Here is a 16,482-nt window from a genome sequence, read left to right as displayed (position 1 = left end):
TCTCCACCTCCGGGCGGAGCGGCCGGGCCCGGCGCCCGCCGGCGCCGCGGAGGCCCGGCGCACCCGTCACCCCCTCCCCGGATCCTCCCGCCTACCGGCGAGGCTCACCAGACCGCAGCCGTACCCGCGCCCACGGCCGATCCCGCGGGTGAGCGTCCGCCGGAACAGATCCGCGTCGGTGACCCGCAACCGTCCCTCCAGGGTGACGGTTCGCAGCACGACCTGGCCCGACCCGCCCCCCTTGCGGAACCGCAGCCCCTGCGACGCCCGGGTCTCCACGGCCCACGCGGTTCCGCCCTTCGGGGGCTGCACCCCGCTGAGAGGCACCTCGAACCCCCACCTGGGAGCCCGGTCCACGAACCACTCGACCCGGGCCGCCGCGCCGGCGAGCGGCACGATCTTCCCCCTGCCCCGCTTCCCCTCCTCGTCGGGGGTTCCGGCTTGGGCCTTGACGGGGTTCACGGTGGTGCGGAACACGTACTCCTGTCCCGGGGCCAGGCGCTCCAGGAGTGCGTCCATGGAGCGCGTCTCGAAGGGCAGGTCCGAGGAGGGCCAGCCGTAGTCGTCCGTGATGTGCTCGAACGACGGCTTGCCGGGGGAGGTCACCCAGAGGACGGGGCGGCGCCAGTCGTCGGTGTCCAACCGCCACAGCACCCTGGGCCCCTCCGTGGCCCCCGTGGGCGGATCGTGCGGGAACGAGGCCAGGACGGCCGCGTGGAGCCTCTGCGGGCTGCCGATGAAGAGGGTGGTGCCCTGGCGCCGTGGGTTGAGGAAGACACGGCTGAGGTACATCAGAGGTCCCCTTCTTCGAGCAGGGCCATCGAGGAGTCTCCGGAGAAGAGGGAGCCGCTGCCGAGGGGCGCGGTGTCCGCAACCGGTCCGGATGGCGGGGCCAGCCCCGGAGTGGGCACGTCCGTGTGCCGGACAGGCCGGTCCGCGAACGACCGCTGAAAGGCCGGGCTGGATACCGGCAGGTCCGGGAGGAGCTCACCGCCAGACGGGTCGTCCACGACGACCGGCAGCACGCGGGGTGCGTGCCGCTTCGAGCGGCCCTGCCATGGGAGGACGGCCAGAGTCTCGATGATGGTGGTGTCCCGGTACAGGCCCAAGAGCACTTTCCGGTCGGGAGGACAGGATCTCCGACCGAGGAAGAGAGGGTAGCGGGGGCGCTCGAGGGCCGCCTCCACCTGTTCCAGCAAGTTGCTCTGTGCTACCTGGTCTGCTTCGAGAACGGCGACGAAGACGGCGTCCTGGAGGTAGGACCTCCGGGAGACCTTCCCCTCACCTGCTTTCAGCCGGCCTCCTCCGGACGTCGGCAGCCTCTGTTCCCGGGGGTCGAGTGGAGCGTGGGAAGCGGCGGAGACGGTGTGGAAGTCGATCAGCAGGGTGCCCGGCCGGTCGATCCGCACGCCGAACCCCAGGGAGGACAGGTCGCCGAGGTCCGATCCGCGTGGCCTGCCGAGAGCGGACGCGCACAGACCCACCACCCCGGACTTGGTGGGGTGGGTGAGGGTTCCGCGTGTGGTGTGCCGGGAGTGCCCGCCCCAGGACTGGAGCGGAGCACCGAGCCGGAGCGCCAGTACGTCAGGCATCGTCGCCGCCGATCACCGCGCGGACCTTCTTCCGGGTCTCGGTCAGGACCGTGTCGAGGGGGGTGGATGAGGGAAGCTCGAGACCCTCGCCTTCTTCGACGGTCTCGGCGACCCAGGCGGGGTACACAGCCCTGTTCAGCAGGGGTTCGGTGCCGTAGCAGGTGTCCTGCTCCCGCTGGTGCGTCACCAGGCGCTTCACCGACTTGCCCAGGTAGCCGTCATCGCTGGACACGGGGCGCTCGAACGCGGCCGCCAGGCTCACCGGCTGGTCCTCGCGCAATGCCACCAGGGAGAAGTCCGGTCGGGTGTTGTTGGCGAAGGTGTTCCGCTTGCCGGTGGGCATGCTCAGCAGGAAGGCTCGGACGAATGCCACCGCGACGTCGGCCGCCGTGTCGATGTCGCCGCCCAAGTTCTCCACCAGTGAGCGCAGGTCCACGGTGGCGTAGCGGTACATGGTGGCGGCGTTGAACTCGACGGTGCCGATCATTCCGGCTCCGGTCTCGTCCGCCTCGTTGTCCACGTCGTCGACGGCGGTGTAGTAGTCGAACTCCGAGTCCACACGGTGTGTGGACAGCGCGTGCGCGACCTGGGTGGCCGCGTCCACGTTGAGGGTGGGGTCGGTGGCCACCATCCGGCCGAACAACGCCACCGCCGGCGGGTGGGCGGTGGCGACGGTGTCCCGGAGCCTCAGCTCTTTGAGGGCCGCGGCGAGCTTCTTCGCGGAGTCCTTCGGGCTGTTGACGGCCTCGGCCAGGGACGCCTCGTTCTTGACGAGGGCGTCGATCAGCCGGTTCCGCTGGTCGTGGCCGAGAAAGAGCAGGTATTCGGTGGTGAGGCGCTCCTTGCCCGACTCCTTCTCCTTCTTGGACTTGGTCTTGACCTTGAACACGTCCGAGACCGCGGCTTGGGCGACCTCGGAAGCCTTGTCCGCCAGATCCGGGGCGCGATCCGCGAGGGAGGCGGCGATCTGCTCGGGCAACCGCTTGGTGCGCTCCGACGGTGCGATCGAGGCCGAATCGGCCTCCAGGGCCTTGCGGGCTGCCCGTTTCCAGGCCTGGGAGGAGACCCGGAGGCGACGTGTGCCGCCGTAGACGGCCGTCTTGGGACTGCCGCTCTCGTCGCGGTTCATGTTGGCGGGGGGAACCGCCTGAATCGCGTGGATGTCCAGGAAAGCCATCACTGCTCCTCGTGGGGGTTGTCGGGATCGTCGGCGCCGTCGCCGGCGAAGACAGGGGTGTAGAAATCCATCGCCCACCGGTTCGCGGCTCGTCCGCGCCACGGTGTGGACCAGCTGTGGATGTCACGCGCCAGGCGTACGTAGTCGAGGGGAATCGTCTCCTTGCGCAGCAGGGAGACGACGTGCCGCAGGTGGCCGACCAGCTCGGGTACGGAGTGGGCGGTGACCGCGGCCTCCATGAGCCGGACGGCGCCCTTGTTGTCCTTGTGCTTCCACGGATCGGGCACCCCGGGCGCGTTGTGCGAGCACAGGTCGCGCATCGCGCGTCCGACCGAGGTATCCCAGTTGTCCCGCTGCTTGCCGGTGTGCATGGGGGTGGAGGTCGACTGCTGGTGCGCGGAGTAGAGAGTCAGTGCGTGGAACACGGCCGCTTGAACCTCGCGGCGGACGTCGGCACGGTCCTGAAGGATCTCGGCGACCTCCATGCTCAGGAACGGGCTCTCCTCGTGGCTACGACCCAGCCCCTTGCGCCAGCGGGCGAGCGTGGCAGGAGCCTCACGTGTCAGCTCCCGGCCGTCCCAGAGCCCCATGATGAGCCGGGTCAGACGGCTGTTCTCGGGGGATCCCACGCCGAAGGGGGCCGTGGCTGCGGTTGCGGTGCGGCCAGCCATCACACCTCCCCGGCGCCCAGGTGCTGACGCAGCCTGCGGTTGAAGGACTGCTGTGCGATGACCAGGTTCACGGTGATCGGCTCTCCCTTTTTGGTCGTCACTGTGCGAGTGCGGGTTCGTAATGCTCCCGGGCCGGTCCTGGAGACCAGCTCGGCCGCGAGGATCCGGGCCTCCCTGCGGGCGAAACCGTGCCACTCCGCGCGGTACTCCTCTTCGAGGTCCGGGTCGGTGGCCTTGCTGATCCAGGCGCGGAAGCGATGGTCGAGATTGGCGAAGTACTGCCTGGTGACACGGTCTCGGGCGTTCTGCTCTGTATCCGGGGCGCCGCCCTCGGCGAAGGCCAGGTCGGCGGCGAGGTGCCCCAGGGCCCGGGCAGCCTCCTCCGTGTCGGCAACCCACTGGACCACGCGTTTCCCCAGGTCCCGGGTCCCTCCTTCGAGGAGGAGAACCACCGGAAGGGGAAGGGTGTCGAAGTAGGTGTCGCTGATGACCGCGTTCTGGAGCCCGTAGCTGATGCCGTATGCGCGGAGTTGGATGACCGGGAGGTTCCTGCCCCTGGCGAAGTGCTTCGACAGCCGGTGGAGCACCTGAGGCTTGAGCGAGTCATCGTGATCCAGGTAGCGGTCCCACCCGAGGAGGCCGCCGAGCCCGCGCCACAGTTCCTGTCCGGGGGTGTGGCGGTTGGGCCGATACAGCGAGGTCGGCTTGCCGGGGGTTTCCTCCTCCGGCTTCGGCCGGTTCTTCAACCAAGCGGTGTGCGGTTCCCTGGTCTGCGGTTTCGCGAGGGGTTCGAACCGGTCACCGGCACAGACGACCGCCTTGCGCACGACCACCCCGCCGTCGTTCTCGGGTATCAACCGGATTCGGCGGCCGACCCAGGTGTAGCGGTCCAGCAGCCCGACCGGGACACGTGTGACCCATGCGGCGGAGAGGGGTCCCCGCTCCCATGCCGGCAGGTCTCGGGCGGAGGTGAGTTCCCCGTCCAGAACGAGGAGGTTGAACAGCAGGGTCTCCTTCAGCGTGTTCCCAGCGGGCATCAGTACCCCCAGGTCACCGAGGGGGCCGGTATGGTTGCCGGTCGTCTTGCCCGCCTTGGCGCGCGGGTCCTCCTTGGCGCCGGTCTTGATCCCCGCCGTGTCCCAGGCGTGGACGTGGAGCAGCCAGCGTGCGGCCTGGGCCGGTGTCAGCGGGCTGGGGGAGTCGTCCCGGCCGGCCGAGAAGAGGGGGACGTTGTTGCCGGAGGACGCATCGGAGACCAGCAGCGCCACCGTCTTGTCCTCAACGGTCGTGAGTTTTCCCTCCGGAACCTGAAGGAACGGCTCTTCCCTGTCGAAGAGGCCGAAGACGTTCCGCCAGGTGTCCGCGTAGAGGGCGATTTTGTCTTCGGGGAGCCTTTCCTGCTGGTGCAGGGTCTTCCACTGACCGGTGCTCCAGGGGAAGGTCCCGGGAGAAGCGCTTTTGTCGGCCAGCGCGCGGTGGAGCACCGCCACCAGCATGCGCAGGACCGGCGGGTACTGGGTGGGCACGTCCACCGTGAGGTCGCGGATCTCGTGGGCATGCGTCAGGACATACCTGATCGAGCCTGTCCCGCTGCTTCCTCCGGTGGTGATGAAGGGCAACCAGGGGTCGTCCATGAGGTTGAAGTCGACCGGAGTACTCAATTCTGAGGAGTCCAACCTGTGTCGGGGGAGTAGAGGTACGTCCGGCCGCGCTGGCGGCTGGAGGACGTGGGATCCAGCAGCAGGACGCGGAGGTGTTTGGCCCAGGGAGCCTTCTCCCAGCCCTTTGGGCATGAGGGCAGGGTCTTGTCCAGCAGCCACAGGGGGAGCCGAACCGCCTGGTTGCCGATGTGGGGGACCAGTTTCTTCGGGGGCGTGCGGTCGAGGGGGACGGTGAGAGGGCTTGTTCCGGTACGGGAGACTGTGACCGCCTGGTCGCCGCCGGTTCGTCGTAGCAGGATCACCTCGACGCTGTCCGCCCCGTGGCGGACGGGCAGCATGTGCGCCGCCTCCTCCTCGTCCTCGGGGACCTGGTGGTCGTTGCCGAAGGGGTGGATGCCCGCGAGCGCGAGTTCCTCCGGGTCGCCCTCCGCGAGTAGCACGGAGTGGGCGTGGCTTTCCAGCTGGGCCCGGTGTTCCTCGCAGTCCTTGCGGGCGTCAGCCATCACGGGCAGCCAGCTCTGCGGGCCGATCTCCGAGTCGCCGTAGACCGACTCGATCAACGAGGGGACGTCGCCAGGGACTTCTACGACCGTCCGCCGTTCCGGGTGGGTCAGCACCGCGAGAGTGCGGTAGAGCAGGTGGTGGTCGTAGGGGCGGCGGGTGCGCCCCAGCAGCCGGGGCGGCTCGTCGCCGTTCTGGTGGTAGCCGGTGATGACCAGCGTCGGTGTGGTGAGGGTCCCGCGCTCCGCCAACGACCGCTTCTGGTGACGGTGGCAGCGCCCCGCGCGCTGCAACAACAGGTCGATGGGGGCCAGGTCGGAGACGACCAGGTCGAAATCCACGTCGAGGGACTGTTCGGCGACCTGGGTGGCCACGACGATGCTGCGGCCGGGACGCTGCCGGCCCTCCCCGGGCGGGCCGTACAGGTCCATGAGTTCGCGGTCGACGCGTTCCCGGTCCTCGGCGGTGAACCGCGCGTGGGCGAGGCGGACCTCGAAGTCGGGGAACGCCTCGCGCAGCCGCCCGTAGGTGTCCTGGGCCCGCTGCACGGTGTTGCGCAGAACGAGGACGTTGGCCTTCGGGCTCTCCTTGAGGCGCTGTTCGAGGATACCTCCGAGGTCGCCGTCTCCAGCTTCCGGGGCGAACTCCAGACGTACTGGGGAACCGCGCCCCGTGGTACCGGGCCTGGAGGACAGGACGGGTTCGGTGCCGTCCCCCTCCTTCCATGCCAGGCGCTGCTCCGTGGTCGGTGCCTCGACCCAGGTGACCCGGGGGTACCCGCGGCCTTCGGCGGGGAGCGCCGGTGCGCCGGAGTAGGCGTGCAGGAGTTTCCGCCGCTGCTCGGGTGGCAGCGTCGCTGAGAGCAGGACGACCGGGACGCCGTGCCAGCCCAGCCAGTGCAGCACGCGGTGGAGGATCTCGGACATATAGGTGTCATAGGCGTGGACCTCGTCGATGACCACGACCTTGTTGGCCAGACCCAGGTGGCGGAGTTGCACGTAGCGTGCCGCCACACCGGAGAACAGCAGTTGGTCGATGGTGCCGACCGCGACGGGATTGAGCAGGGCCTTCTTGGAACCGCGCATCCAGGAGGAAGCGGTCAGCGAGTCGCAGCCGCCGTCGGCGACCGCGCCGGAGGGCAGCTCGGCGAACTCCTTCTTCAACCGGGCCTTGCCGTGGACCAGCGAGACGGTCGGCTTACGCTGTTGGGACTCCGCCCACGTCTTCAGCAGCCGGTCGAAGATGCTGTTGCTCGTGGCCTGGGTCGGCAGCGCGAAGAACAGGCCGTTGAACCCGAACCGCCCGGCGAGAACCTCGGCTGCGGCCAGCGCGGCCTCGGTCTTGCCCTCACCGGTGGGGGCCTCGATCACCATCAGGCCCGGACCGGCGGCAGCCCTGGCGGTCTCGTCGACCACGACCTGGGTGTCGCGCGGATCGTCGATTCCGAAACGGTCCAGGTACAGCTTCCGGACGTCGTCGCCGGGTTCGGGGCACCAGACCTCTTTCAGCCCGGTGATCTCCTGGAACCGGTCTTTCGCGAGCCGTTCCGACGCCTTCGCGTACTTTTCGGCGGTGGTTTTCTCCTCGGTGTCGTCGTAACCGAAATACCTGCTGTTGCTGGCGAGCCAGTCGGCCATGACCACGGCCCCGGAGAAGGACAGCTGTGCACCGATGCCGGGGATGCGGTCCCGCAGGTCGTCGAGGTCCACGCCGCAGTACCCGGTGACCGTGTCGAACAGGAATCGCTGGGCCTGCCGGTAGGCCTCGCCGCCCACTGTCCTCCGTGCTGGAGCGTAGGTGTCGGAGCCGCTGGGAAAGGTGCCGTGGTGTCCCCCGAGGACGTCGGCGACCCACCGTGCGGCCTCGAACGACCAGCCCTCCTCCTCTTCGAGGATCCTCATGACCATGTGCGCGCTCAACCGCGCGTGCCCGAAGCCCTTCTCGCACTCGGCCGTGTGCGGTACCACCGCGTGGACGCGCTGGTAGTGGTGGGTGCTGAGCTGTTGGTGGACCGGCGAGGCCTTGCCGAGGTCGTGGAGCGCGGCCAGCCACGTGTACAGCGCTCCACCGGACTCGGAGGAGGGGCCGAACGCCTTCCGCATCGCCGCAGAGAGGTAGCGATTCCATATCTGGCCGGCCACGTTGGCCGAGTCGATCATGTGGAAGAGCAGCGGGTGCCAGGCGTCGTCGGGCATGTCCCGATCGACCTCACCGGTCTTGCCCCACAGGACGGGCACGAGCGGAGGAACGACCGTGGTGGAGGGAGTGTCAGCCATGGGCACAGGTCTATCTCCAGCCAGTGACATTCCGTGTTCGGATGACCGGCTTCGGTCACTGGTCGCGTTTCATGTCCCGGGATCCTTCGATGTGCTAGGGAGAAGGGAGCGAGTCCGACCTCGCCGTCTACTCCTCGGGCCGGCGAGCGTTCTTCAGTAGTAGGAGTGATACCTGACGTGCGGCGCTCTCGGCGGCGGCTCGTTGCATCCTGGGTAGTCGTGTGGTTGCCAGCGAGAGTGTGTTGGTCGACAAGGCCGCGGCTGGCACACTCCTCCGAACCCTCCTCTCCACTCGTGGGAAAGGTGGACCGGTGTAGGAGAAGACACGCCGCCTCCGGGACTTGTCTTCGCGAAGAGGTTTTTCGGGGGCGGCGACATGGAGGGTGCTTGGGAGCGCCGACTTCATCCGGCGAAGACCAGGAGAGCGATCACCACGGGAAGGTTGATCACGGAAGTGACCACTGCGACTGCAAGCACGAGAGCCACAGGGTTCCGTGTTGCCTTCTGTGCTTCTTCCGGAGCCTCGGTACTGCGGACGTGGTTGCGGATCCGGTGGCACGCCGCAGATGTCTGACGGGTCTTCGATCCTCGGAGCCTGTTCCAGCCGAGCGGACACGGACGACCTTGCCGCGCCTTCGACGACGTGGATGAGGTCGAGGAGGTATGTGCGGAGGGTTTCGTGTATTCCGAGCGGAGCGGACGAGTTCGCCGCCCTCCTCGCCGACGTGCTCCCGGAACCGGCGGGGGCGGATCCGGCCCCGGGACCGCGAGACCTCCCCTGAGCGGCGCGGACGCCGTCGTCCACAGGCCCTCTGCGGCGCTGTCCCGAAACGCCTAACCTGGCCCGGAGGATCATCCGAACCCAGGGAGGACACCGATGGCGGGACGGCACGGGGGCGGCGGCCAGGGGCGCCGGTACGGCGGCGGGGGAGGCGGCCGGGGCGGCGGGCGCCGACCCGAGCCCGAGCCCCTCCGGGGGGTGCGGGACGACGCACGCCTCTCGGCGGAGCTGCTCCGCATGGACGGCGACTCCTACGGCCGCTACAAGTCCCTGCGGGGCGACTGGGACTTCGGCGACTTCACCCTGACGGTGCAGCGCGTGCAGGCCGACCCGTTCGCCCCGCCCTCGCGCGTGCGCGTGCTCGTGCCGGACGCCGGCATCCCCAGAAGCGCGTGGGGCGATCCGGTGCGCCGCCGTGCCACCGCCGACTACCTGGGCCGTCGCGCCCGCGGGCTGCTCCGGGGCTCCCTGCTCGAGATCGACACCGGGGGGCAGGAGGTCATCGAGCGCTCCTCCTGCCGCCTCACCGACGGCGGCCTCGAACTGCGCATCGGTATCGACCTCCCCGGCCACGGGCGCCGCATCGACGGCCGCACCGCCGAGCGCGAGCTGTGCACGACCCTGCCCGCGCTGGTCGACGGCCTCGACTGGGAGGAGGTCGACGCGGCCGAGGCCGCGGCCTTCGCCGACAGCGTCGCCGACACGGTCGCGCTGCGCGCCGGCCTGGAGGACATGGGGCTGGTCGCCTTCGTCGCCGACGGGGCGGTCCTCCCGCGCCTGAGCGGCGTCAGCGACGAGCCCATGGCCGACGGGGCGGTGCCCTTCGAGGCGCCGGAGAGCCTGCGGGTGGGCGTGGACCTGCCGCACCGGGGCGCCGTGACCGGCATGGGCGTGCCGGAGGGCATCACGCTCATCGTCGGCGGCGGCTTCCACGGCAAGTCCACCCTGCTGCACGCGCTGGAGAGGGGGGTCTACGACCACGTTCCGGGGGACGGCCGGGAGCTGGTGGTGACCAGGGACGACGCCGTCAAGATCCGGGCGGAGGAGGGGCGGCGGGTCGAGCGCGTGGACGTGAGCCCGTTCGTGCGCAACCTCCCCACCGGCGCGGACACGAGCGACTTCCGCACGGAGAACGCCTCCGGATCCACCTCCCAGGCCGCCAACATCTGCGAGGCCGTCGAGGCCGGTTCGCGCACCCTGCTGGTGGACGAGGACTCCACCGCCACCAACCTGATGATCCGCGACGAGCGGATGCAGGCGCTCGTCCACGGCGACCGCGAGCCCCTCGTGCCCTTCATCGACCTGGTCCGCCCCCTGCGCCGCGACCACGGGGTGTCCACGGTCCTGGTCATGGGCGGCAGCGGTGACTACTTCGACGTCGCGGACCAGGTGGTCATGCTGGACGCCTACCACCCCCACGACGTCACCGAACGGGCGGCGGAGCTGGCCCGCGAGCGCACCGACGCCCGCTTCGGCGCGCCGCGGGCGCGGGTGGTCGCCCCCGACTCGGTGGACGACACCGCGCGGGGCCGGGGGAGGATCAAGCGCCGCGACATGGACGTCCTCGTGTTCGGGGAGAGCGACGTCGACGTGCGGTCCGTGGAGCAGTTCGTGGACCCGGGGCAGATCATCGGCGCCGGGCTCGCCCTGCGCGAGCTCGTCGCGGGCCGCCACCTGGACGGGGCGCGTACCCTGGCCGAGGCGCTCGACTCCCTGGAGGGGGCGCTGGAGGCCGAGGGCGTCACCCTGCTCGGCGACGACTTCGGGGGCGACTACGTCCTGCCGCGCCGGTTCGAGGTCGCCGCGGTCCTCAACAGGCTGCGCACGCTCCGCGTCGCCGCCCAGCGCCCGGGCGGGTGAGCGCGGCCGGTTCGGCCCGGTGCCGCGTTCCGGCCCCGGCCGGGGCCGGAACGCGGCACCGGGGCGGGAGCCGCGGGGGACGCGCCCCCTCGCGGGCCGCTCCGGGGGGCGCACCCGAGGGGCCGCTCCGGCGGCCGGGTGTGACAGCCGTCCCATCGCAGGCCTGAGGGGGATCCGGTCGGTATTGTGGGAAAGCAGGGCACAGCCTCCCAGGAGGTGCGATGCCGGGCCCTCCCCGGTCGTGCCCCGGCGGTCGGACCGCCGTGAGGACGCCGCCCTGCGAATCCGACCAGTCTTGGAGAAGAGAACCCGGTGCGTGACCCCGCAGATCTGTACGAACTCCATCCCGGCTTCGACGACATCGCCGGGCTGGCGATGCTGGTCTGTCTGGACGGCTTCGTGGACGCCGGACACGCCGGACGCCAGGTCGCCGCGGCCCTTTTCGAGCGCTTCGAGGCCGAGGAGGTCGCGACGTTCGACACCGACCGGCTCGTGGACTACCGGTCCCGCCGCCCGTCGATGACCTTCGTGGAGAACACCTGGACGGACTACGAGCCGCCCAAGCTCGCCCTGTACCGGATGCACGACGAGGAGAACGCCCCGTTCCTGGTCCTGCACGGCCTGGAGCCGGACCGGGAGTGGGAGGCCTTCGCCGCCGCCGTCGTCCAGCTGGTCGAGCGGTTCTCGGTGTCGCTGTCCATCAGCACGCACGGCGTGCCGATGGCGGTGCCGCACACCCGTCCGGTCACGGTCACACCGCACTCCACCCGCCCCGAGCTGGTGGAGGGCCACACCCCGTGGATCGGCCGGATCGAGGTGCCCGCCAGCGCCGCGGCGATGCTGGAGTACCGCCTGGGGGAGCGCGGCCACGACTTCGTCGGCTACGCCGTCCACGTGCCCAGCTACCTGGCCCAGTCCCAGTACCCGCGGGCGGCCATCGCCGCCGCCGGGTACGTGGCCGGGGCGACCGGGCTCGCGCTGCCCACCAGCGGGTTGGAGGAGATCGCGGGGGCGACCGACGTCGACATCGCCGAGCAGGTGGCGGCCTCCGAGGAGGTCCAGCGTGTCGTGGCCAACCTGGAGCGGCAGTACGACGACATCATGTCCTCGCGGACCGATCCCGAGGAACGCCCCACACTTCCGCTGGCCGACGACGAGGCCGGCCTGCCCACCGCCGACGAACTCGGCGCGGAACTCGAACGCTACCTCGCCGAGCGCGAGGGCGACGGAAACGGATGACCGTGTTCTACCAGATTGTCTTCCGCTCGGTCCTGCGCCACATGGACGCCGAGAAGGTCCACAGGATCAGCTTCGCCGCGCTGCGCGGCGTGACCGCGATCCCCGGTGTGGCCCCGGCCATGGAAAGGGTCCTCGGTCCGCGCGAGCCCGAGCTCACCGTGCGCGCCCTGGGGCAGGAGTTCCCGGGGCCGCTGGGCATGGCGGCGGGTTTCGACAAGAACGCGGAGAGCCCCTCCGGTCTGGCCGCGCTCGGCTTCGGTTTCGTCGAGATCGGCACCGTCACCGCCCAGCCGCAGCCGGGCAACCCCGCACCGCGCCTGTTCCGGCTGGTCGAGGACCGCGCGATCGTCAACAGGATGGGCTTCAACAACGAGGGCTCCGCCCTGGTCGCCGAGCGCCTGCACCACCGGCGGGGCGGACGCCGCCCCGTACTGGGGGTGAACATCGGCAAGACCAAGGTGACGCCCGAGGCGGACGCGCCCGCGGACTACGCCCTCAGCGCCCGGCGCCTGGCCCGCTACGCCGACTACCTCGTGGTGAACGTCAGCTCGCCCAACACCCCCGGGCTGCGCAACCTCCAGGGCGTGGAGCAGCTGCGGCCCCTGCTCGCCGCCGTTCGCGAGGCGCTCTCCGAGGCCGGACGCCCCACCCTGCCGCTGCTGGTCAAGATCGCACCCGACCTGGCCGACGAGGACGTCGACGCGGTCGCCGACCTGGCCCTGGCCGAGGGGCTGGACGGCATCATCGCCACCAACACCACCATCTCCCGTGAGGGGCTGGCCGCCTCCGCGGAGGAGGTGGAGGCCGCCGGGGCCGGAGGGCTGTCCGGCGCCCCGCTCAGGGAGCGGTCGCTGGAGGTTCTCCGCCGCCTCCGCGCCCGCGTCGGCGACCGCGTCACCCTGGTCGCCGTGGGCGGCATCGAGACGCCCGAGGACGCGTGGGCCCGCATCCGCGCCGGTGCGGCCCTCGTCCAGGGCTACACGGGTCTGATCTACGGCGGCCCCCTCTGGCCGCGCCGCATCCACCGCGGTCTGGCCAGGCTGGTCCGCGAGGCCGGATACCGCTCGATCGGCGAGGCGGTCGGCGCCGACGTCCACGGGGCCGGCCGCCCCCAGGAGTCCACCGCCGTCTGAGCGCCGCCGCGTCCCGCGGGGCCGGGAACCCCTCCCCGGGGCTCCCGGCCCCGCGGTGCTTCCGGGGCGGTCCCGGCGCGCTCCCGATCCGCGCGCTACCAGTACTCGGGGACGGTGACGCCCGCTGCCGGGTAGGACTCGCCGGGCTCGGGGGCGCCGATGACCTGGCTGACGGTCGCGAACTCGTAGCCCTCCTCACGCAGCCGCTCGATGAGCCGCGGTGCGGCGGCCAGGGTCGGCGCGAGCGTGTCGTGCATGAGCACCACCGAGCCGGGCTCGACGTCGTCCATGACGCGGTCCACGATCTCCTCCGGGGACAGGCCGGTCCAGTCCTCGCTGTCCAGGTTCCAGAGGACCTGGGCCATCCCCTGCCTGCCGATCTCCTCGATCACCGGTCCCGAGGTGTCGCCGAACGGCGGCCGGAACAGCTCGACGTCCTGCCCCGTCTGCCGCCGGACCATCGCGCTGACCGCCGCGATCTGCGCGGGGAGCTCCCGGTCGTCGAAGTACTCCGTCATGTGCTCGTGCAGGTCGTTGTGGCTGGCGATCTCGTGCCCCTCCGCGTAGGCGCGCCGGAGCACGCCGGGGCGGGTCAGCGCGGGGTCGCCGTTGAGGAAGAACGTCGCCGTCGCCCCCTCCTCGGCCAGCAGGTCCAGGAGGGCCGCGGTCCCCTCCGCGGGCCCGTCGTCGTAGGTGAGCGCGACGCACTTGGTCCCCGGGGCCCCGCAGTCCAGGTCCGGATCGCCGGCGGCGACCACCCCCGGCGCGGTCGGGAGGGGATCCGGGGCGGCCCCGGGCGGGTCCACCGCCAGCACGGGCTCCTCCGCCATCGACGCCGCCCGGGCGCGTTCTCCCAGGTCGGACAGGAGGGGCGCGGCCTCCTCCGACGGCACCACGGCGACGATCCGGCCCGGCTCCGACGAGGGCGGGTGGCCGACCACCACCGGGGAGAGGTGGCCGTCGTCGAACTCCACGAGCAGGTCGCCGTCGGAGTTGAACCCCATGGAGTCGTAGGTGCGCACGACGGGGTGCAGCCCTCCCGGGTCCACGTCCCGGTTCCCGGCCAGCTCCTCGCGCACGATCCCGTCGAGCCTTCCCAGGGCGTCGTCGTCCGCCAGGAGCTCCGTCGAGTACGCGGTGTGCCCGGTCTCCGCGTCGTACCAGTACGTTCCGTAGCCCTGGCGCCGACCGTGCAGGTCCTCCTCGGTGCGGACCAGGCGCACGCCCAGGACGCCGCTCCCGGCGCCCACGACCTCCCAGTCGACCGCCAGGCGCACGGGGTCGCGGCTGGCCCCGCGGAAGTCCTGGACCTCGCGGTCCACCTGCTCCGCCAGCCAGGAGGCGAACCCGTCGGCCCCCTCGAACAGCGGGTAGGAGACGTCGATCTCCACCCCGTCCGGCCGGTGGGGGTGGTCGCCGAAGTCCGCGGCGCCGCCGGTCCGCTCGGCGACCTCTTCGCCGGGTTCGTCCAGGAGTACGGTCATCAGCTCCGGGTCGTCGCCCTCCGCCGCGCCGCCCGTGCCGCAGGCGGTGGACAGCAGCAGCGCCGCCGCCGCCGAGCCGGCCCGGAGCGCCGCGCCTCGTGCGGCCTCTCCGGGGCGCCGGGGTCCCGAGCCCCGGTCGGGGCCCCGACGGGGACCGGTCTGGCCAGGACGGACTCGGCTCGTCGACAACACCGGTCTCCCTCATCCCTGCGCGCATGCTTGCGCGGTTGATGGGAGCAACATAGGGGACGGCGTCCGTGCGCCTGTGGCGGTGACCACATGTGGTCACCGCCACAACAGGGGGTGCGGTCCGTGCCCGCCCGGAGCGTCGCGGCCGGGGTCCCCGGGGACCCGTCGGCCCCGGGAGCGGGCCGGCCTCAGGCCGCCTCGCTCCCCTCCGTCTCCCCGCCGTCCCCTTCGGTGTCGGCGGGGGACTCGGGGGCCCCGTCGAGGTAGGTCCGGCCCGGCTCGGTGGCGCCGAGCAGCTGGGAGACGGTGACCATGGTGTAGCCGCGCTCGTCCAGTTCCCGGACGATCGCGCGGGAGGCGTCGACCGTCGTGTCGTGGATGTCGTGCATGAGGATGATCGCCCCGGGGGAGGCGCCGTCGACGGCGCGGTCCGCGACCACCGACGCCTTGCGGTCCTTCCAGTCGTTGGTGTCGATGCTCCACAGGATCTGGGCCAGGCCCATGTCCGCGGTCACCGAGGCGACCCCCTCGTCGGTGGAACCGTAGGGGGGCCTCATGAGGTCCATGGTGTACCCGGTCTCGCGGTACACCAGGGCCTGCACGGTTTCGAGGTCCGAGCGGATCCCGCCCGCGCCGAGCCCGGCCAGGTCGGGGTGGGAGAGGGTGTGGTTGGCCAGTTCGTGGCCCTCCGCGTAGGTGCGCCTCACGGTGCGCGGATCCTCCATGACCGGGTAGCCGGTGACGAAGAACGTCGCGCGGGCGTCGTACTCGGCCAGGATGTCCAGCAGTTCGGGCGTGCGCCCGCCCGGGCCGTCGTCGTAGGTCAGGGCCACGCACTTGGACCCGGGGGCGGAGCAGTCGACGTCCTCGTCCGCGGGGGGCAGGATCCCGGGGGCGGCCGTCTCCCGGCCGCCCTCCTCCTCCCGGGGCGGGGCCGCGACGGCGAAGTCACGGACGCCCCGGGTCGCCGAGCGCAGCGCGCGCTCTCCCAGGTCCGACAGCAGGGGGGCGGCCTCCGAGGCGGCGACCACGGCGTGGGTCCTGCCCTCTCCCACGGGGGCGACCTGTCCCGCGTCGAACTCCACGACGAGGTCGCCGGCGGGGTTGAACCCCACGGAGTCGTACAGCGAGGCGACCGGGTGCACCGCGTCCGGGGCCGCGCTCCCGGGGAGGGCGTCCCGCACGAGGCCGTTCAGCTCCTCCAGTTCGTGCTGGCCGGCGATCAGGGCGGTGGAGGGGTGGGTCGAGCCGGCGAGGGCGTCGTACCAGTAGGTGGTGTATCCCTCACGGGTCCCCTCGGAGTCGGTCTCCTCGCGGGTCACGCGGACCCCGACGATGTCGTCGTTGGCCGCCGTCAGGTTCCACGCGGACTCGAAGGAGACCGCACCGGGGTTGGCCGCCTCGAAGGCGTCCACCTCTGCGGCCAGCGCGCGGTCCAGGAAGTCGCTCAGGGGGGCGGCGTTGGGGACGACCGGGTAGGAGACCTCCACGGCCACCCCGCCCTCGCGGGCGAGCTCGGCCTCGCCCAGGTCCACCACGTCGTCGGGGTCGACCACCGTCAGCCCGTCGGGCTCGCCGGCGGCGGGCGGGTCCGCCTCGGGCCCGCCGTCCGCCGAGTCGGGGCCCGTGTCGCCCACGGGCGCGGAGGCGAGCACGCCGGGCGGGGCGGCGGTCAGCCAGACCAGCCCCGCGACGACCGCCAGCGCGACCGCGATCGTGGACAGGGGGTGATCGGGGGCCATGGTCGGATGGGACTGCTTGTTCACCAGGGGTTCTCCACGTACATCTTCAGACGAACGATCGCGGGGAGCGCGGGGGAGGGCTCGGCCGCGCGACGTTTCATGTCGGTTGTGACGCCGACCGCGCAACAGGGGTTCGCGCCGTTTCCGGCCGGTGGCACAGGGCAGCACGCCGGGTA

The 16,482-nt window shown here is 71.4% G+C and carries 11 protein-coding genes; 3 read left to right on the top strand and 8 right to left on the bottom strand.

Annotated features, from left to right (window positions below; genetic code table 11):
- Positions 1-66: 66 nt before the first annotated feature.
- Genes cas6e through cas3 form a run of 6 tightly spaced genes read right to left on the bottom strand, consistent with a single transcriptional unit; the run spans position 67 to position 7,878 of the window.
- On the bottom strand, positions 67-792 hold the full coding sequence (cas6e, locus tag ACIRPH_RS03650; RefSeq protein WP_402908760.1) for a type I-E CRISPR-associated protein Cas6/Cse3/CasE: 726 nt from the start codon (positions 790-792) through the stop codon (positions 67-69).
- The gene (gene cas5e, locus ACIRPH_RS03645) at positions 792-1,592 is read right to left on the bottom strand and encodes a type I-E CRISPR-associated protein Cas5/CasD (RefSeq protein WP_402908758.1); all 801 of its coding nucleotides are present in this window, start codon (positions 1,590-1,592) and stop codon (positions 792-794) included. Before cas5e ends, cas6e begins: the two co-directional genes overlap by 1 nt.
- Positions 1,585-2,769 carry a type I-E CRISPR-associated protein Cas7/Cse4/CasC gene (gene cas7e / locus ACIRPH_RS03640; protein ID WP_402908756.1) on the bottom strand — a complete coding sequence of 395 codons (1,185 nt, stop codon included), beginning with the start codon at positions 2,767-2,769 and terminating at the stop codon, positions 1,585-1,587. The genes cas5e and cas7e overlap by 8 nt, the downstream gene beginning before the upstream one ends.
- Positions 2,769-3,440: a type I-E CRISPR-associated protein Cse2/CasB gene (gene casB, locus ACIRPH_RS03635; RefSeq protein WP_402908754.1), complete on the bottom strand. Its 672-nt coding sequence runs from the start codon at positions 3,438-3,440 to the stop codon at positions 2,769-2,771. Before casB ends, cas7e begins: the two co-directional genes overlap by 1 nt.
- A complete protein-coding gene (gene casA, locus ACIRPH_RS03630; protein ID WP_402908752.1) occupies positions 3,440-5,101 on the bottom strand; it encodes a type I-E CRISPR-associated protein Cse1/CasA in 1,662 nt (553 codons plus the stop codon). The genes casB and casA overlap by 1 nt, the downstream gene beginning before the upstream one ends.
- On the bottom strand, positions 5,098-7,878 hold the full coding sequence (gene cas3 / locus ACIRPH_RS03625; RefSeq protein WP_402908750.1) for a CRISPR-associated helicase Cas3': 2,781 nt from the start codon (positions 7,876-7,878) through the stop codon (positions 5,098-5,100). The genes casA and cas3 overlap by 4 nt, the downstream gene beginning before the upstream one ends.
- Before the next feature lie 877 nt (positions 7,879-8,755).
- Here cas3 and ACIRPH_RS03620 point away from each other — a divergent pair.
- The 3 genes from ACIRPH_RS03620 (at position 8,756) to ACIRPH_RS03610 (ending at position 12,891) form a co-directional block, all read left to right on the top strand.
- Complete coding sequence (locus tag ACIRPH_RS03620) at positions 8,756-10,519, top strand: ABC-ATPase domain-containing protein (protein WP_402908748.1); 1,764 nt, start codon at positions 8,756-8,758, stop codon at positions 10,517-10,519.
- A 312-nt stretch (positions 10,520-10,831) separates the two neighbouring features.
- Entirely contained in the window at positions 10,832-11,758 is a 927-nt protein-coding gene (locus ACIRPH_RS03615) for a proteasome assembly chaperone family protein (RefSeq protein WP_402908746.1), read from the top strand.
- On the top strand, positions 11,755-12,891 hold the full coding sequence (locus tag ACIRPH_RS03610) for a quinone-dependent dihydroorotate dehydrogenase (RefSeq protein ID WP_402908744.1): 1,137 nt from the start codon (positions 11,755-11,757) through the stop codon (positions 12,889-12,891). Before ACIRPH_RS03615 ends, ACIRPH_RS03610 begins: the two co-directional genes overlap by 4 nt.
- Before the next feature lie 95 nt (positions 12,892-12,986).
- On the opposite strand, the gene ACIRPH_RS03605 is transcribed toward ACIRPH_RS03610, so the two are convergent.
- The gene (locus tag ACIRPH_RS03605; protein ID WP_402908742.1) at positions 12,987-14,564 is read right to left on the bottom strand and encodes a polysaccharide deacetylase family protein; all 1,578 of its coding nucleotides are present in this window, start codon (positions 14,562-14,564) and stop codon (positions 12,987-12,989) included.
- A gap of 188 nt (positions 14,565-14,752) precedes the next feature.
- The gene (locus ACIRPH_RS03600; protein ID WP_402909518.1) at positions 14,753-16,306 is read right to left on the bottom strand and encodes a polysaccharide deacetylase family protein; all 1,554 of its coding nucleotides are present in this window, start codon (positions 16,304-16,306) and stop codon (positions 14,753-14,755) included.
- Positions 16,307-16,482 lie beyond the last annotated feature (176 nt).

Origin of the sequence: Nocardiopsis sp. NPDC101807, assembly GCF_044766605.1 — a bacterium.
GTDB classification, from domain to species: domain Bacteria; phylum Actinomycetota; class Actinomycetes; order Streptosporangiales; family Streptosporangiaceae; genus Nocardiopsis; species Nocardiopsis tropica.
This window is presented reverse-complemented; position numbering and strand designations above follow the sequence as displayed.